Source organism: Roseomonas sp. TAS13, assembly GCF_001950415.1.
In the GTDB taxonomy this organism is placed as follows: domain Bacteria; phylum Pseudomonadota; class Alphaproteobacteria; order Acetobacterales; family Acetobacteraceae; genus Roseomonas; species Roseomonas mucosa.
On the sequence record NZ_BDLP01000016.1, the window covers coordinates 13,327 to 31,343 of the forward strand.

Annotated in this window: 13 protein-coding genes; 5 read left to right on the forward strand and 8 right to left on the reverse strand. The window is 70.9% G+C overall.

What is annotated here, in order from left to right; all coding sequences use genetic code 11:
- Positions 1-208: 208 nt before the first annotated feature.
- The gene (locus tag ROTAS13_RS02840; RefSeq protein ID WP_171979020.1) at positions 209-757 is read left to right on the forward strand and encodes a DUF2141 domain-containing protein; all 549 of its coding nucleotides are present in this window, start codon (positions 209-211) and stop codon (positions 755-757) included.
- Positions 758-934: 177 nt separating this feature from the next.
- On the forward strand, positions 935-2,104 hold the full coding sequence (locus ROTAS13_RS02845; RefSeq protein WP_019461560.1) for a multidrug effflux MFS transporter: 1,170 nt from the start codon (positions 935-937) through the stop codon (positions 2,102-2,104).
- A gap of 13 nt (positions 2,105-2,117) precedes the next feature.
- Here the strand turns inward: ROTAS13_RS02845 and ROTAS13_RS02850 are convergent, their stop codons facing one another.
- Complete coding sequence (locus ROTAS13_RS02850; RefSeq protein WP_075821497.1) at positions 2,118-2,753, reverse strand: DUF938 domain-containing protein; 636 nt, start codon at positions 2,751-2,753, stop codon at positions 2,118-2,120.
- Between the two features lie 141 nt (positions 2,754-2,894).
- On the opposite strand from ROTAS13_RS02850, the gene ROTAS13_RS02855 reads away from it, so the two are divergent.
- The 3 genes from ROTAS13_RS02855 to ROTAS13_RS02865 all read left to right on the forward strand — a co-directional run bounded on the left by ROTAS13_RS02855 (position 2,895) and on the right by ROTAS13_RS02865 (position 5,317).
- Positions 2,895-3,602 carry an SDR family oxidoreductase gene (locus ROTAS13_RS02855; protein ID WP_019461558.1) on the forward strand — a complete coding sequence of 236 codons (708 nt, stop codon included), beginning with the start codon at positions 2,895-2,897 and terminating at the stop codon, positions 3,600-3,602.
- A 99-nt stretch (positions 3,603-3,701) separates the two neighbouring features.
- Positions 3,702-4,640, forward strand: a complete 939-nt coding sequence (locus ROTAS13_RS02860; protein ID WP_083755374.1) for a 1-phosphofructokinase family hexose kinase — start codon at positions 3,702-3,704, stop codon at positions 4,638-4,640.
- A gap of 38 nt (positions 4,641-4,678) precedes the next feature.
- A complete protein-coding gene (locus ROTAS13_RS02865; protein WP_075821499.1) occupies positions 4,679-5,317 on the forward strand; it encodes a hypothetical protein in 639 nt (212 codons plus the stop codon).
- A gap of 85 nt (positions 5,318-5,402) precedes the next feature.
- Here the strand turns inward: ROTAS13_RS02865 and ROTAS13_RS02870 are convergent, their stop codons facing one another.
- The 7 genes from ROTAS13_RS02870 to ROTAS13_RS02900 form a co-directional block, all read right to left on the reverse strand.
- Positions 5,403-7,757 carry a xanthine dehydrogenase family protein molybdopterin-binding subunit gene (locus ROTAS13_RS02870; protein ID WP_075821500.1) on the reverse strand — a complete coding sequence of 785 codons (2,355 nt, stop codon included), beginning with the start codon at positions 7,755-7,757 and terminating at the stop codon, positions 5,403-5,405.
- Between the two features lie 160 nt (positions 7,758-7,917).
- Positions 7,918-11,088: an efflux RND transporter permease subunit gene (locus ROTAS13_RS02875; RefSeq protein WP_019461554.1), complete on the reverse strand. Its 3,171-nt coding sequence runs from the start codon at positions 11,086-11,088 to the stop codon at positions 7,918-7,920.
- A 6-nt stretch (positions 11,089-11,094) separates the two neighbouring features.
- Complete coding sequence (locus ROTAS13_RS02880) at positions 11,095-12,504, reverse strand: efflux RND transporter periplasmic adaptor subunit (RefSeq protein WP_019461553.1); 1,410 nt, start codon at positions 12,502-12,504, stop codon at positions 11,095-11,097.
- A gap of 404 nt (positions 12,505-12,908) precedes the next feature.
- Entirely contained in the window at positions 12,909-14,240 is a 1,332-nt protein-coding gene (locus ROTAS13_RS02885) for an MFS transporter (protein WP_075821501.1), read from the reverse strand.
- A gap of 178 nt (positions 14,241-14,418) precedes the next feature.
- Positions 14,419-15,810: an FAD-binding oxidoreductase gene (locus tag ROTAS13_RS02890; protein WP_075821502.1), complete on the reverse strand. Its 1,392-nt coding sequence runs from the start codon at positions 15,808-15,810 to the stop codon at positions 14,419-14,421.
- 69 nt (positions 15,811-15,879) lie between these two features.
- A complete protein-coding gene (locus ROTAS13_RS02895; protein ID WP_058389961.1) occupies positions 15,880-16,761 on the reverse strand; it encodes a dimethylarginine dimethylaminohydrolase family protein in 882 nt (293 codons plus the stop codon).
- A gap of 105 nt (positions 16,762-16,866) precedes the next feature.
- A complete protein-coding gene (locus tag ROTAS13_RS02900; RefSeq protein ID WP_075821503.1) occupies positions 16,867-17,904 on the reverse strand; it encodes a class I SAM-dependent methyltransferase in 1,038 nt (345 codons plus the stop codon).
- Positions 17,905-18,017: the final 113 nt, after the last annotated feature.

Here is an 18,017-nt window from a genome sequence, read left to right on the forward strand (position 1 = left end):
TGTCTTTCACAAGAATTCATTGGCCCTCCGGCAAGTTATGTAACTTTCATAAGACTTGCTTCCGGGCCATGGCTCAGTCGCGCCATCGACAGCAGACAAGCTGGTGGCGAAGGGGTATCGCCCTGCCGGACGACACCGGATGACAGCCCGGGCTCCGGCCCCGCCGGCCACGCACTCGGGTCACGCGAGATCAGGGGACAGGTCCGCCATGACGAAGCGATCCACAATCCCGGGCCGCCGCACCGCCCGGAGCCTGGCCTGGACAAGACTGGCCCTGACATGCGCCGGGGCGATGCTCTGGGCCTCCGTGTCTGCGGGACAGGTCCGTGCCGAGGGCCCGGGCTCCGCCGAGCAGAGCGCCATGCCCTGCAACGCCACCAGCCAGAACCCGAGGATCATGGTCCATGTCGTCGGCGCGCGCAGCGGCAAGGGCGAGGTGGCCGTCACCCTCTATGGTTCGCAGCCCGACCGCTTCCTCGCCAGCGGCGGCTCGATTGCGCGGCAGCGCGTGCCGCTCAATGGCACAACCCAGCTGGAGGCCTGCTTCGCCATCTCCGGCCCGGGGCTCTATGCCGTCTCCATCTATCATGACGAGAACGCCGACCATCACTTCAACCGTTCCCTGCTCGGGCTGCCGGAGGAGGGCTACGGCTTCTCCAACGACGCCCCGACTCCGTTGCGCGCGCCGACCCTGCGCGAGGCCGGTTTCCAGGCGGGGCCCGGCCTGACCGAGGTGACGGTCGGCCTGCGCTACTGAACCTCCGAAACGAACCGGGCGGCGGCAGGCCGGAACGCGAATAACCCCCAGGCGTCCGGGCGAATCCATGATCGCGCCCATGGTCACGGCGGCCCGTTTGCGGCAGGGTCCGGGCTTCGCCTCCTGCCTTGCCCCGATGCCGCCGCATCGCTGCCCTCCACCGGTGCCCGTGCCCTGATGCCTTCCTGGCTTCCCCTGCTTCTCGGCTTCCTGACCGCCATCGGTCCGATCTCGACGGACATGTATCTGCCGGCCTTCCCGGCGATCGAGGAGAGCCTGGGAAGCGGTGCCGGCTCGGCGCAGGTCACGCTCGCCACCTGGTTCATGGGGCTGGCCGTGGGGCAGATCACCCAGGGCACGCTGTCCGACCGCTTCGGCCGTCGCGGGCCGCTGCTGGTGGGAACGGCGATCTACACCCTGGCCTCGGTCGGCTGCGCCGTCGCGCCGGACCTCGCCACCCTGTCCATCTGCCGCGCCCTGGCGGCCTTCGGCGGCTCGGCCAGCATGGTGATCCCGCGCGCCGTGATCCGCGACAAGGCCGAGGGGCTGGAGGCCACGCGCCTCATGTCCCGCCTGATGCTGATCATGGGCGTGGCGCCGATCCTGGCACCCTCCCTCGGCGGGCTCCTGCTCGGCGTGGCGGACTGGCGCATGATCTTCTGGGTCTCGGCCTTCTACGGCATCCTGTCCTGCCTGCTGGTCTGGCGCTTCCTGCCGGATACGCTGCCGCCGGAACTCCGCGTCTCGCTCGGCGCCGCCAGCCTGCTCGCGCGCTACATCGCGATCCTGCGCGATCCCAGCTTCGTCACCCACATGCTGATGGGCGGCTTCATGATGTTCGTGATGTTCGCCTATCTCGGCGGCGTGCCGCCGGTCTTCATCGAGATCTTCGGCGTCAGCCCGCAGGTCTTCGGCATGCTCTTCGGCATCAACGCCATCGGCTTCATCGGCATGTCCCAGGTCAATCCCTGGCTGGTCGGGCGCTACGGCCACCACCGGGTGATGAGCTGGGCGGCGCGCTTCTCCTGCGCCGCCATTCTCGTCCTGGTCGTGGTCACGCTGACCGGGCCCTTCGGCCTGCTCAGCGTCTTCCTTCCGATCTTCTTCGCCATCGCCGCCTCCTCGCTGATCATGCCCAACGCGGCGGTGGGTGCCCTGTCGCGGCAGGCCACGCGGGCCGGCTCGGCCTCGGCGCTGATGGGGATGCTGCAGTTCACCATCGCCGCCAGTGCCTCGCTCGTGGTCGGTGTGCTCAGCGACGGCACGGCCCGGCCGCTCGCCTTCACCATGCTGTTCGGCGTCTGCGGCGCCCTGGTCGCGGACTGGTTCCGCCGCCGCGCCGCCTGAAGGGCGCTGCGGCTCAGCCACCCTCGCGGCGAAACACCAGGCAGAGATTGTTCGCCGGCATTTCCGCGACCTCCTGCCGGCGCAGGCCCTGCCTCTCCGCCTCCGCCGTCACGTCCTCCAGGCGCCGCAGGCCCCAGGCGGGATCGCGGAGCCTCAGGCTGCGGTCGAATGCCTCGTTGCTGGGCGCGGTCTCCACCCCATCCCGCCGGTAGGGACCGTAGAGCACCAGCACCCCGCCCGGCGGCAGCACCCGCGCGGCCCCTGCCATCAGGCCCAGCGTCGCGGCCCAGGGCGAGATGTGGATCATGTTGATGCACAGCACTGCCGCGGCGCGCAGCGTAGGCCAGTTCCGGCCGCCGCTGGCATCCAGCTCCAGCGCCGGACGCAGGTTCGGCAACCCGCTCGCCGCGGCCCAGGCATCGATGCTCGCCCGCGCCGAAGGGTCCGGGTCGCTCGGCTGGAAGACCAGCCCGGGCAGGGCCTCGGCGAAATGCACCGCGTGCTGCCCCGTGCCGCTCGCCACCTCCAGCACCAGCCCTTCCGCCGGCAGGTGGCGCCGCAGCACCGCCAGGATGGGCTCCCGGTTGCGCTCCGCCGCCGGAGCGTGCCGCCGGGCATCCTCCGCGCCATTCATGCCGCCATCGCTCATGCGCCACGATCCTTCTGCTCCATCCCGCGCATCATGAGCCTCGCGGCCAGGCATCCGGCAAGCCGCTCCCGTTCCGGGGCGGCGGATGCAGCCGCCACGCCTGCCGGGCGCTTCATGGACGGCAGACAGGAGGGCAGGATCATGCGGCAGGAGCAACGCGTCGCGCTGGTGACGGGCGCCGCCCATGGCATCGGGCTGGCGGTGGCCCGGCGACTGGCGAAAGACGGCTACCGGGTGGTGATCGCCGACCGCGCGGAGGCGCCGCCGGATGTCGCGGCGCGCTTCGTCCGGGCGGATGTCGCGGAAGAGGAGGCAGTGCGGGCACTGGCCGAGAGCATCCGGCGCGGGGAGGGGCGCCTCGATGCGCTGGTCTGCAACGCAGGCTTCATGATCCGCAAGCCGATCCGGGAGCTCAGCCTCGCCGAATGGTCCTCGGTCCTGGCCACGAACCTGACCAGCACCTTCCTGCTGGTGAAGGCCGCCGAGGAGATGCTCCGCGCGGCGAAGGGCGCGGTGGTCACGGTCGCCTCCACCCGCGCGCACCAGTCGGAGCCGGACACCGAGAGCTATTCCGCCAGCAAGGGCGGGCTGCTGGCGCTGAGTCATGCCCTGGCCATCAGCCTGGGCCCCGATGTGCGGGTGAACTGTGTCAGCCCGGGCTGGATCGACACGAAAGGCGAGGCCCTGCGCCCCGAGGACCATGCCCAGCACCCGGTGGGGCGGGTCGGCCGCCCGGAGGACACGGCGGCGCTGATCGCCTGGCTCCTGGGCCCGGAAAGTGGCTTCGTCACCGGGGCAGAGTTCGTCACCGACGGCGGCATGACCCGGAAGATGATCTATACGGAGTAGTAGGCGGAGTAGCGGCATCGTGGCCGCCCCCGGGTTTGGATGGGGCGGCCAGGCCGTGGCATGCTCCGGCGGGAAACCCCAGGATCAGGACACGCGCCATTGACGAAGTCCCGTATCGTGACGCTGACGCTGAACCCGTCGGTGGATCTGACCAGCGTCGCGGAGAAGATCCGCCCGATCCACAAGATCCGCACCGAGTCCGAAGCCCATGACCCCGGCGGCGGCGGCATCAACGTGTCCCGTGTCGTGAAGGAGTTCGGCGGCGAGACGCTGGCGCTGATGCTGGCGGGTGGCGCCACGGGCCATCTGCTGGAGGAATTGCTGGACGAGGCCGGGGTGCCGCGCCAGTCCATCGCCGTGCAGGGCTTCACCCGCATCAGCCAGACCGTGCTGGAGCGTTCCACCGGCCTGGAATACCGCTTCGTGCCCGAGGGACCGCTGATCGCCGCTTCCGAATGGCAGGCGGCGCTGGGCGTGCTGGAGACCGTGGAGGGCGACTGGCTCGTCTGCAGCGGCAGCCTGCCGCGCGGCGTGCCGGTGGATTTCTATGCCCGGGCCGCGCGGATCGCCGCCGGGCGCGGGCTGCGCTTCGTGTTGGACACCTCCGGCCAGGCGCTGATCCAGGCGCTGGAGGCGCCCGTCGATCTCATCAAGCCCAGCCTGAGCGAGTTCCAGACCCTGGCGGGACGCGAGCTGAAGGACCTGCGCGAGCAGGAAGCGGCCGCCACCGAGATCGTCCGTTCCGGTAGGACGCGCATCCTGGCGGTCACGCTGGGCGCCGATGGGGCGATCCTGGCCACGGAGAAGCGCACCATCCGCCTGCCGGCGCTCAAGGTCGAGGTGAAGGGCGCAGTGGGGGCCGGCGACAGCTTCCTGGCGGCCATGGTGATGGCGCTGTCGCGGGGCGCGGAACCGGAGGAGGCCTTCGCCTGGGGCATGGCCGCCGGCGCCGCCGCCGTGTCCAACCCCGGCACCGCGCATCCGCGAGAGGCGGATGTCCGGATGCTGCGCCAGCGCATTGCCCTGCCGCCAGGCTGAACCGGCCCGTTGCGCACAGCAAGGAGAGGAACGGGGAGATGATCGGACCTTCTTCCATTCCGGCCACCCTTCGGACCACCCTTCTGGAGACCACCCTTCTGGGCGCCGCGCTGCTGGCCTCTGCGGGTCCCGCCCGCGCCCAGGAAAACGCCTTCACCCTGCTCAACCGGACGGGACAGCCGATCCGCTCCGTCTATGCGACGCCGGCCCAGGTGCCGAACTGGGGGCCGGAGCGGCTGCACGGCGGAGTGCTGCCCGACGGCGGCAGCCGCCGCATCCGCCCGGATGGGGCGGGCGGCTGCGTGCTGGACCTGCGGGCCGTGACCGCAGCGGGCATGGTGCTGGACCGGCGCGGCGTCGATGTCTGCCGGGACCGGCAGGTAGTCTTCCCGCCTGCCTCGCCCATGGCCGGCGCGGTTCCCGGCGATGCGGCCTTCAGCCTGGTGAACCGCTCCGGCCGCGTGATCGCCCAGCTCTACGCCACGCCTTCCACCTTGGGGAACTGGGGGCCGGAGCTTCTGGGGCCGCGCGGCGCTGTCCCGCCCGGGGCGGCGCGCTCGGTGCCACGGGAGCCGGGCACCTGCGTCTATGACCTCCGGGTTGTCTATGCCGATGGCGGGGTGGAGGACCGGAAGGGCCTCGACACCTGCGCCACGCCCCGCATCGGCCTGCCATGAGGGGAGGCCGCCCGGCACGCGCCGGGCAAAGTGAGCGGCCCTCCGTTCCCCGCGCCGCCGCTGGGCAATCCGGCGCCGCCGGGGCTCAGGCCGCCCGGGACAGGGCTTGCCCCAGGGCCCGCCAGACCCGCTCGGGCGTGGCGGGCATGTCCAGATGGGTCACGCCATCCGGGGCCAGGGCATCGACCAGCGCGTTCATCACCGCGGGCGGCGAGCCGACGGCGCCCGCCTCTCCGGCACCCTTCACGCCGAGCGGGTTGGTCTCGCAGGGGATCTCGACGAGGTCCACCTCAATGGCGGGCAGGTCCTCGGCACGCGGCAGGGCGTAGTCCATGAAGGAGGCCGAGAGGAGCTGACCGCTCTCCGGGTCATAGACCGTATGCTCGTGCAGCGCCTGGCCGACGCCCTGGGCCACGCCGCCATGCACCTGCCCGCGCACGATCAGCGGGTTGATGGCATGGCCCACATCGTCGACCACCAGGTAGCGGGCGATCCCGATCAGGCCGGTCTCCGGGTCCACCTCGACCTCCGCGATGTGGCAGCCATTGGGAAAGGTGCCGAAGGGCACCTCCGCGACCTCGGCGGCGTCGAGCAGCGTCGCCTGCTCGCCGCGCGCGGCGGCGGCGCGCTGGCGGGCGGCGAGTTCCAGGATGCCGATGCCACGGTCGGTGCCGGCGATGGAGAAGCGGCCCCCGCCATCGAGCGCGCCGGTGGTGGTGAACTCGATATCGGCGGGGGAGGCCTCCAGCGCCTCGCCCGCGGCCTGCCGGCCGCGCTCCAGCACGGTGGAGGCGGTGGCGAGCAGGGCCGTGCCCTCGGAATAGAGCGAGCGGGCGCCGCCGGTGCCGCCGCCGGTCGGGATCTCGTCGGAATCGCCCTGGCGGACGCGGATCCTGTCCACCGGCACGCCCAGGCGCTCGGCGATGATCATGGTATAGGCGGTCTCGTGCCCCTGGCCAGTGGACTGGGTGCCGACCAGCACCTCGACATGGCCGTCCTCGGTGAAGCGGACCTCGGCACGCTCGCTCGGGTCGCCGCCCGTGGCCTCCAGGTAGTAGGCGAGGCCGATGCCGCGCCGCTTGCCGCGGGCGCGGGCCTCCGCCTGCCGGGCGGGGAAGCCGGCCCAGTCGGCGCGCCGCAGCGCCTCGTCCAGCACCTGGGCGAAGTCGCCGCTGTCGTATTTCTGGCCGACCGGGGTGGTGTGCGGCATGGCGCTGGGCGGCACCATGTTGCGGCGGCGCAGCTCGGCGCGGTCGATGCCCAGCTCGCGGGCCGCCGCGTCGATCAGCCGCTCGACGAGGTAGTTGCTTTCGGGCCGCCCGGCGCCGCGATAGGCGTCCACGGGGGTGGTGTGGGTCAGCGCGCCGATGACATGGGCGTGGATGGCCTGGAAGCCATAGACGCTGGCAAGCACCTTGGTGCCGGCGGCGGTGGGGATGAATCCGGCGAACTGCGAAAGATAGGCGCCCATGTTGGCGAGGTTGCGGGTGCGCAGCGCCAGGAACCTGCCGTCCTTGTCCAGCGCCAGCTCGCCCAGGGTGATGTTGTCGCGGCCATGCGTGTCGGACAGGAAGGCCTCGCTGCGCTCCGCCGTCCATTTCACCGGGCGGCCGAGCTTGCGCGCGGCGTAGCAGGCCAGCCCGTACTCGACATAGCAGAAGAGCTTCATGCCGAAGCCGCCGCCGACATCGTGGGTGACGACGCGGAACTTTTCCTTGGGCAGCTTGAAGACGTGTTCGGCCAGCATGTCCTTGAGGTGCCAGGCGCCCTGGCTGGTGGCCTGGAGGGTGAAGCGTTCCGTCGCGGCATCGTATTCCGCGAGCGCCGCCCGGCCTTCCATCGAGGCGACGACGATGCGGTTGTTCACCACGGTCAGGCGCGTGACATGCGCCGCCGAATCGAAGAGCGCGTCGGTCTTCGCCTTGTCGCCGATTTCCCAGTCGAAGACGCGGTTCTCGGGCACGTCGTCGAAGACCTGCGGCTGGCCGGGCTCGTTGGCCGTGGCGAGGTCGGTGCAGGCGGGCAGCGGGTCGTAGTCCACCAGGATCGCCTCGGCCGCATCCTTGGCGGCATCCAGGCTTTCCGCCACCACGAAGGCCACCGGATCGCCGACATGGCGCACCTTGCCGCTGGCGAGCAGGAAGCGCGGGGCATTGGCGGAGCGCGAGCCGTCGCGGTTCTTCAGGCTGCCGGCATGGGGCAGGGGGCCGATCCCGTCCGCCGCCAGCTCCTCCGCCGTGTAGATGGCGAGCACGCCGGGCATGGCCCGCGCATCGGCGGTGTCGATGGAGAGGATCGTCGCATGGGCGTGAGGGCTGCGCAGCAGGTAGCCCGTGGCCGTGCCGGCGACGGCGAGGTCGTCCGTGTAGCGGCCCTCGCCCTTCAGGAGACGAGGGTCCTCGACGCGACGCAGGGACTGGCTGAGGCCGAATTTGGCCATGGTTCTGATCCTCCCACCCGGAAACGTGGCGGCATCATCGGCCGGGAGCGGGGTGCCTGGGAAGGGGGAAGGGCGCCCCGGTGAGACGGCCCGCAAACGGGGCGCCCAAAGGAAAAGGGCCGGAGAGGTCGCCCTCTCCGGCCCTTCCTGGCCTGCGTCCCTACGCCGCCGGCTGGGCCGGCGGGCGGTCGCTCCCGCTGCTGCCCATCCAGCCCTTCACCTTCTCGCGGAACGACTGGATGGTCACGTAGAGCATCGGGATGAAGAAGATGCCGACCAGCGAGGCGGCGAGCATGCCCCAGAAGACGGGCGTGCCCACCGCGCGGCGGGAGGCGGAGGCGGCGCCGTGCGCCGTCACCAGCGGCACCAAGCCGAGGATGAAGGCGATCGACGTCATCATGATCGCGCGGAAGCGCAGGCGCGATCCCTCGATGGCGGCCTCCCGGATGCTCTTGCCGCCCTCGCGGGCCTCCTTGGCGAATTCCACGATCAGGATGCCGTTCTTCGCCGCGAGGGCGATAAGCACGACGAGGCCGATCTGCGCGTAGATGTCCAGCGACAATCCGCTGAACAACAGGCCGAGGAAGGCGCCGGTGATGGCCACGATCACCGAGAGCAGCACCGGCACCGGGATGGCCCAGCTCTCGTAGAGGGCCACGAGGAAGAGGAAGGCGAAGAGCACGGACAGTGCCAGGATCATGCCGGTCTGGCCGGAGGCGAGGCGCTCCTGATAGGCGGTGCCGGTCCATTCGAAGCCGTAGCCGGCGGGCAGGGTGCGGCCCGACAGCTCCTGCATCGCGTTCAGCGCATCGCCCGAGGAGACGCCGGGGCGAGGCGCGCCCTGGATGGTGATGGCGCGGTAGTTGTTGTAGCGGCCGATGGTCTGCGGCCCCAGCACCACCCGGGCCGTGGCCAGGGCGCTGAGCGGGACCATGTCGCCGTTCGAGTTGCGGACGAAGATGCGCCACAGGTCCTCGACATTGGCGCGGTCGGGGAACTCGGCCTGCAGGTTCACCTGCCAGGTACGGCCGAAAAGGTTGAAGTCGTTGATGTAGTAGCCGCCGAGGGTCGCCTGCAGCGTGGAGAAGATGCTGCTGATCGGCACCTGGAGGGACTGCGCCTTGTCGCGGTCCACATCGAGGTAGAGGCTCGGCGTGTTGGCGGTGAAGGTGGTGAAGATCGCCGACAGGCGCGGGTCCTGGTTCGCCGCCGCGATCAGCCCCATGGCGGCGGAGCCGAGATCGGCGGGCGAGCGGCCCTCGTAGTCCTGCAGCACGTACTCGAAGCCGCCGCCGGTGCCGAGGCCTTGGATGGGCGGCACGTTGAAGGCGAAGGCATTGGCCGTGCGGATCGACTGCACCTGGCCGAAGACGCGGCCGATGGCGGCCTGGACGCTGCCCATGGCGCCTTCGCGGTCCTCGAAGGGCTTCATGCGCACCACGACGAAGGCGGAGTTGGACTGCGCGCCGCCGTCGATCAGCGAGAAGCCGACCACCGAGAGGGTGCCCAGCACCGCCGGGTTCTGCCGCACCATCTCCTCGATCTGCTTCGCCACCTCGCGCGAGCGGGAGACGCTGGCGGCGGGGGGAAGCTGGGCCTGGACGAAGAAGGCGCCCTGGTCTTCCTGCGGCAGGAAGCCCGTGGGGGTACGGCGGGAGAGTTCCCAGGTGCCGAAGGCCAGCACCGCGATCAGCAGCAGCGACAGGGCGGAGACCCGCACGAGCCGCGCCACGATCCCGGCATAGCGGTCGCGCGTCCAGTCGATGCCGTTCAGGATGCGGCCCATGATGCCGCGCCGCCCGCCGCCATGGGCCGCATGGGGGCTGGGCCGCAGCAGGATGGAGCACAGCGCCGGCGAGAGCGACAGGGCGTTGAGCGCCGAGATCAGCATCGCGGCGGAGATGGTCACCGCGAACTGGCGGAACATCTCGCCCGACAGGCCGGGGATGAAGGCGATCGGCACGAAGACCGAGAGCAGCACCAGGGTGATGGCGATGATCGGCGCGGTGATCTCGCTCATCGCCTTCTTGGTGGCCTCGGCCGGAGTGAGGTGGGGTTCCTCCTCCATCACGCGCTCGACGTTCTCGACCACCACGATGGCGTCGTCGACCACGATGCCGATGGCCAGCACCATGGCCAGCAGCGAGATGGTGTTGGCCGAGTAGCCGAGGCCGAGCAGCACGATGAAGGCGCCGATCAGGCTGACCGGCACGGCGATGGTCGGCACGATGGTGGCGCGCCAGGAGCCGAGGAAGAAGAACACCACCGCGACGACGAGGACGAAGGCCTCGACCAGGGTCTTGATGACCTCGTGGATGGTGTCGTTCACGAAGTCGGTGGTGTCGTAGAAGACGTTGGTCTTCATGCCCTCCGGGAAGCGCCCGGTGAGCTCCTCCAGCGTCTTGCGCACGGCGGCGGCGACGTTCACGGCATTGGCGCCGGGGGAGAGATAGATCGCGAAAGCGACGGCCGGCTGGCCGTTGTAGCGGTTCTCCGTCTCCATGCTCTGGGCGCCGAGTTCGAGCCGCGCGATGTCGCGCAGCCGCAGCACCGAGCCGTCCGTGTTGGCACGGATGATGATGTTGCCGAATTCCTCGGGGCTGGTCAGGCGCCCCTGGGTCTGCAGCGTCATCTGGAACTGCTGGGTGTCCGGCGCCGGCCGGCCGCCCAGCCGGCCCACCGCGGCCTGCACGTTCTGCGCCTGGACCGCCGAGACGATGTCGGAGGGGGTGAGGTTCAGGCTGACCAGGCGGTCCACGTTGAACCAGACGCGCATGGAATAGTCCTGCGAGCCGAAGATCGACACATCGCCCACGCCGGGCACGCGGGCCAGCGTGTCCTTCATGTTGATGGTGAAATAGTTCGACAGGAACAGCGGTGCCTGCGCGTTGCCCTCGGAATAGAGCGTGCCGAAGAGCAGCACCGAGGAGGATCGCTTGCGCACCGTCACGCCGTTTCGCTGGACCTCCTGCGGCAGCCGCGCCAGGGCGGCCTGGACGCGGTTGTTCACGTTCACCGTGGCGATGTCGCCGTTGGTGCCGAGCGTGAAGGAGACGGTGAGGCTGTAGGTGCCGTCATTGGCGCTCTTCGAGGACATGTAGATCATGTTCTCGACGCCGTTGATCTGCGCCTCCAGCACCTGGGCGACGGTGCTCTCGATCACCGCGGCGTTGGCGCCCGGATAGGTGGTGCTCACCTGCACCTGGGGCGGCACGATGTCCGGGAACTGGGCCACCGGGATGCGCATCAGCGAGATGGCACCCGCGATGGTGATCACGATGGAGATGACGAAGGCCAGCCTGGGCCGGTCGACGAAGAGGGAGGAGATCATCGTCGGTCAGCCGGGGTTGCGCTGGTTCTGCGGCGTGGGCTGCGAGCTGGGCGGTGCCGAAGGTGGTTGGCCGGAGGGCGAGGGGCCCTGGTTCGGGCCGGGCGCCGGGCCCGTGGTGGTGGCGTTCGGCGCCTGGTTCCGCGCGGCGCCGCCGGGGGAGCCCGGCTCGACCGGGCCGGCGGCGGGCGTCGTGGCCTCCGCCGCCGGGGCCGGGTTCACCGGCTGCCCGGGGCGGACGCGCTGGATGCCCTCGGTCACCACGGTATCGCCGGGGTTCAGGCCCTTCTCCACCACCGTGTCCGCGCCGAGCGCGCGGCCGAGGGTGATGTCGCGGCGCTGGGCCTTCTTCTCACCATCCAGCACGAAGACGTAGGATCCCTGCTGGTCCTGCAGCACCGCGGCGCGGGGCACCACGATGGCCTGGACCGGCTCCACGCCCTCGACATAGACGTTGACGAACTGGCCGTCGATCAGCGAGCGGGCCGGTATCGTGCCGCTGCTGCTGTTGCCGCGCACCGGATTGGCGATCAGGGCGCGCACCAGGATCGTGTCCGTGTTGCGGTTGATCTGGTTGTCGATGAACTCGATCTTCCCGCTCTCGGGATACAGCTCGCCGGTGTTCAGGCGGACGCGCACGCGTATGGCATCGATGCCGCCGCGGTTGGCATAGCGTTCGTAGAGCTGGGTCGCGGCGCGGGAGCTGATGGGGAAGGAGACACGCATCGGGTCCTGCGACACGATGGTCGCCAGGGTGCCGACATCGGGGCTCACCACGTTGCCGATGGTCAGGTTGGTGCGGCCGATGCGGCCGTCGATCGGCGCGATGATGTTCGTGTAGCCGAGGTTGATCTGCGCCACCCGCAGCTGGGCCTGGGCGGAGAGCAGGTTAGCGTTGGCGGTGCGTTCCTGGGCGGTCGCCGTATCCAGGTTGGCGCGGGTGCCGAAGTTGCTGCGCGCGAGGTCCTGGGCGCGGGTCAGGGAGACACGGGCATTGGTCAGCTCGGCCTCGGCCGAGGCGACGGAAGCCTGGGCCTGGGCCACCTGGGCCTCGAAGGGCGGCCGTTCCAGCCGGTAGAGCACGTCGCCGCGCTTCACCTCCTGGCCTTCCTGGAACAGGCGCTCCTGCATGAAGCCGGTGACGCGGGCCTTGAGGTCCACGCGGTCGGTGGCCTCGATGCGGCCGACGAATTCCGTGCTTTCCGTGACCGGGCGCGGTTGCACCTGGATCACCCCGACCGCCGGCGGGCCCTGCGGCGCGCCCTGGGCCCAGGCCGTGGCGGCCCATGGGGCAGAGATGCCGAGCGGCGAAAGCAGGACCGGCACGGCGAAGGTGGAAGCGACGAGGGTTGCTGGCGCAACAAGCGCCGACCAGCCCAGCGACAGGCCGAGCGAGCCCTTGGCGATACGTCCCAACATCGTAGCTACTCCAGGCGTATCCGCGGACAACCGGGAAGGGGCCCGGGTGCGGTCTGATGGGGCTCCGGACGGCACCGCCCACAGAACCATGGGGGTTCGCGGGCGGGATTCCGGCATTGTTCCTGCCCGCCCCCGGCTGCGGACAGATTCGGGGCAGGGCGTCACACGGAGGGATGGCCCGGCGAGGGCCGCTGGTCAAGACTTACATTCGTGAATGATTGTGCGGCCGTATGTTTCATGGCCGGCTTCACCGCGGCTTTCTCCGGGACCCTTTCCAGCCGGGGCCTGGGCCGGAGCGGAACCGGATCGGGGAAACCTCGCACGACGACGCCCTCCGCACAGGCTGGGGATGGCAACTCGCCATCCAGGCCGCGGCGCGGCAATCCCCTATCACGCGCCGGCTGTTAACGATCCCGTGGGGCGGCCGCCTTCCCCACGGAACCCGCGTGGGGCCGCCCCAGCCAGGCGAAGACCAGTGTGCAGAGCAGCACCACCAGCGCCAGGAAGAGCAGCGCCGCGCCCGTGCCCGCTCGGCTGGCCACCACGCCGGAGCCGGGCTGCAGCACGGCGGCGCCGAGGAAGAAGGACAGGTTCACTGCGGACAGCGCCTTGCCGGTCTGTTCCGGCGGCACGAGGGCTCGGGTGGCAGCGAAGATCAGCGGCTGCACCCCGATGCTCAGGCCGAAGAGGGTGAGCATGGCGAGGTCCCAGCCCACCGGCAGGGGTCCGAGCAGCCCGTCCGGCCCTCCGGCGACCAGCAGCCCGATGGCGGCGGCGGCGGCGAGGTGCCCGCCGATCAGCAACCGCCGGCGCCAGCCTTCGTGCCGGCGGTCCACCACCCCCCAGCCGACGGTGCCGAGGATGAGGGCCAGGGTCGCCAGCAACAGGACATGGCCTGTCTCCAGCCGGTCCAGGCCCTTTTCCAGCATCAGCCAGGGACCGCCCCAGAGGCCGCGCAGGCAGGCCACGATGGCGAAGGAGCAGAAGGCCAGCACCACCGCCCCGCGCAGGCGGCGCGAGACGACGAGGCGCAGCACCTCGGCCGCGTCGCCCAGCAGGGAGCGGCGGCTTTCGCTGCCGGGCACCGGCCGGTCCCGCACCAGCAGGGCGGTGCAGGCCAGGGCGAAGACACCGAAGCCCAGCGCCGCCCAGAAGCCGGCACGCCAGCCCTCCCGTTCCACCAGCCAGGCGAGGGGAGAGGCGGAGAGCAGCATGCCCGTGTTGCCGATGGCCTGGATCAGCCCGCTCCAGAGGCCGAAGCGGGCCGGGCTCATGCGCTTGGCGGCCAGGGTCATCGGGGCGATCAGCGCCCCGGCGCAGCCAAGGCCGAGGACGAGCTGGGCGACAAGGAACCCGGCCGGGCCGCCCGCCAGGGCGGCGAGCAGCGTGCCGATGCAGACGATGGTGAGCAGCGCCAGCGAGACCGGCCGCACGCCGAAGCGGTCCAGCGCCACGCCGACGGGGATCTGACCCAGGGCGAAGGCGATGTGATAGGAGCCGGTCAGGCTGGACAGGCCCTCCGCCGTCAGGCCGAGATCGAGCTGGATGCGGTCGGCGGCGATGGCCGGCAGGGTGCGCAGCCCGTTGGACAGCATGTGGCCGAGCGCCAGGGCCAGGACCGGCAGCACAAAGCCGGCGCTGGCCTCGGCAGGGGCGGCGGGCCGGGCGGTGTGGTCCCCGCCGGTCTGCGGGGCGGCCTGGGAGATTCCCCGAGGCTGCGGCTGGAGCCGTGACATGGCGAGCGTCTTCCTTCCCGTGATCGGCCCGGGGGCTTGTGCCGCCCCTCGGGCCCTCCGGCGCGCCGTGGATCGCGCCGGGCGGGACCGGCGCCCGCGGCAAGGGGCTGCCGGTCCGTTCTGGTCCTGTCGCGAACCCTCCCCGGCGCGTCCTGGCACTCCGCGGAGGGAAGGGGCCTCAGTTCCGGAAGATCTTGCCCGGGTTCAGGATGCCCCTGGGGTCCAGCGCCGTCTTGACCGAACGCATCACCGCCAGGGCCTCGGGGCCGTGCTCGGCCTCCAGGAACTCGCGCTTGCCCAGGCCCACGCCATGCTCGCCGGAGCAGGTGCCGCCGAGGGAAAGGCCGCGGGCGACGATCTTCTTGTCCAGCTCCCAGGCCCGGTCCTGCGCCGTGGGGTCGGCCTGGTCCACCAGGATCGTCGTGTGGAAGTTGCCGTCGCCGACATGGCCGACGATGGGGGCGGTCATGCCGGAGGCCAGGATGTCCTCCTTCGCGCCGACGATGGCCTCGGCGAGACGGGAGATGGGCACGCAGACATCGGTGGCCATGCCGCGGCAGCCCGGCCTGAGGGCCACGCAGGCCCAGTAGGCGTCGTGCCGGGCCTTCCAGAGCCGGTTGCGCGTTTCCGCATCCGTGGCCCAGGCGAAGCCGCTGCCACCGAAGCTGTCGGCCAACTCCTGCACCGTCTCCGCCTGTTCCCGCACCCCGGCGGGGGAGCCGTGGAATTCCAGGAAGAGGGTGGGCAGGGCCTGGTAGCCTTCCAGCTTCGAGTAGCGGATGCAGGCATCCATCTGGATCTCGTCCGCCAGCTCGATGCGGGCGACGGGGATGCCGGCCTGCATGGTGGCGATGACGCATTCCACCGCGCCGCGCAGCGTCCCGAACTGGCAGACCGCCGCCGAGGTGGCCTCGGGGATGCCGTGCAGGCGCAGGCGGATCTTCGTGATGATGCCGAGCGTGCCCTCGGAGCCGATCAGGAGGCGGGTCAGGTCGTAGCCGTTGGCCGCCTTGCGGGTGCGGGAGCCGGTGTTGATGACGCGGCCATCGGCGAGGACGACCTCCAGCCCCATGACGTTCTCGCGGATCGTGCCGTAGCGCACCGCGTTGGTGCCGGAGGCGCGGGTCGCGCACATGCCGCCGATGGTGCAGTGGCTGCCAGGATCGACCGGGAAGAACAGGCCCTGGTCGCGCAGGTGGTCGTTGAGCTGGTGGCGGGTGACGCCCGGCTCGATCAGGCAGTCCATGTCCTCCTGGCTCACCTCCAGGATGCGGTCCATGCGCGACAGGTCGAGGCTGATGCCGGCGCGGACGGGATTGGCATGGCCCTCCAGCGAGGTGCCGGCGCCGAAGGCGGTGACCGGGACCTCGTGCCGATGGCAGAGGGCGAGGAGGCACGAGACCTCCTCGGTGGTCAGGGGATAGGCGACGGCGTCGGGCAGGGTGGGGGTGGTGGTGTCCTCGCCCCGGCTGTGCTGCTCCCGCACCGCCTGGTTGGTGGAAAGCCGGTCGCCCAGGAATTCCCGGGCCTCGGCGATCACCTGCTCCACGGGCCTCGACGGGATGTTCATGGACGTTTCACTCCGCTTCGCGCGACAGGCGACAGAACGTCACGATCCGCGTGACAGGTGATCAGGGCGTCACGCTTCGCGTGACAAGGGACAGGTCAGGCAGTGAGGGCCGCCGCCGCCGAGGGTGAAGAGTGTGATCTCCGGATCGAGCACCGTCAGCCCCTCCGCCCGCAGGGCAGCGTTGAGCGCGGTGCTGGCCCGGGCCGAGACCACCTGGCCGTCGCCCAGGGCGAGGATGTTGCAGCCGAGCGCCATGGCGTCCCGGTAGGGAACGGGAATGCAGCGGATGCCGTGCCCCGCCAGCCAGTCCACGAAGCCCGGGTCCAGCACGTCGAGGCAGGCGACGGCGAGGCCGGGGGCGGCCATGCAGAAGATCACGTCGAGATGCAGGAAATGCTCGTCGAAGAACTCGACCCGCACCTCCCAGCCCTCGGCGCGGAGCCATTGCGCGAGCTGCTCCGCCCCCGCCTCGTCGGTGCGGCCGCCGCTGGCGCCGATGCAGGCGAGGCCGGGGCGGATGATGTGGATGTCGCCGCCTTCCAGCGTGCCGGCGCTGGACTTGCGCCAGAAGGTGGAGCCATGGGCGGCGTGGAAGTCGGTCAGCGGCGCGTACTCGCCCCGGCGCTGCGGGCGTTCGAGCTGGCAGAGCACCGGGCCGGCATGGGTCACGACCACGCTGTCGCGGGTATAGACCATGTAGGGGAGGTGCGGCTCCGGCACCAGCCGGTGCACCCGCGCGCCGCCCTGCGCCAGGGCGTGGCAGAGCTCGGCATGCTGCTGCCGCAGGTGATCGGCGGCCGGGCGCTGCCGCGTCTCGCTCAGCGTGCGGCGGACGATGCTGTTCAGCGGCATCCAGCGGTAGTGGTCTGGCGGGCAGACCAGCACGTCGTTCAGGCGGCCGGTCTCGCTGCTGACGCGCCAGGGCGCGCCGGGATGGGGGAGGGCGGACATGCGGAACAGCCTAGAGGGGCGGAGCCCAGGCCGGAAGCGAGCAGCCGCGTGCCATGATTGCCAGGGGCGCTGCTGCCGGGAGCACGGATGCCCGGACCCGGGGCGTCAGGATGCCGCGGGGCCGTCCGGCCATTCCTGCAGCTCCACGCCGCGCCGCGCGGCGAAGCCCGCGCCGCCCGTGGCCAGGCAGCGGAATTCCAGGCCGAAGGTCATCTCGCCCAGCACGAAGTCGAGCGAGGGGGCCTCGTCGCCGGCGCGGATCTCGCAGCGGGCCAGGGGTGCCTCCGTCTCCCGGGCCACCACCTCGCAGACGGCGATCACGCCGTCGGCCTGTTGCGGCAGGCGCAGCCGCCAGGAAACCCTGTAGCGCCCGGCACGCAGGGGCATGTAGGGACCGTAGAGCACGGCGCCCTGGCTGCCCGGCGCGGCGGTCACCCATTCGCCTTCCGCATCGGCCTCGACGGCATGGCCCGGCGCCGCCAGGAGGCGCTGCACACGTTCCGGCCAGTGCTGTCGGAAAAGATCCGACATCAGGGCCCGGACCGCCGGCGCATCGGGCGCCCGGTCGCTGCGGACCGCCTCGACCCACCAGATGAAGGAATCCTCCGGCCGGTCATGCGCGGCGATCAGGCGCTCGGGCACGGACCAGCCGGGATGGGGGGCGTTGGGGTCGAAGGGAAGGACTTCCCCGCTACGCGAATCGCGGCAGAGCCAGATCCCGCGTGTCACCGTCACGTCGAAGCCGGCGAGCCGGGCGAGTTCCTGCGCCTCGGTTTCGGTCAGCTCGATGGTGTGCTCCGAATGACTCCAGTTCAGCAGCCTGGTCACGTGACGGTTCGGGCTGTCCATCACGAGGTGGCCGCCCGGCTTCAGCACCCTGGCCGCTTCCAGCACGAAGCCCGCGACCTCCTCCGGCCAAAGGTGTTCCAGGTTCTGGCCCGAGAAGACGAGGTCGCAACTCGCATCCGGCACGTCGGACATGTCGGAGGCGGTGTTGGCGATCCAGGTGACATTGTCCGGCAATCCCTCCGGCCGGGGCGAATAGTACTCGATGCCGAGATGCTCGGGCACGCGGCCATAGGTCTGCTCGATCCACTCGAAGTACCAGAGGCCGGCGCAGCCCGCGCTGAGAACCCGCTTCATAACGGCTGAGGCGGGGTGAGCGGCGGGGGTTCTGCGCGTTCGGAGGGTGTCTGACGTCCTTCGAGGTGGCCCATGTGGACCCCTGCCGCCCGCGCGCAGCTTGCGCGCGGCTC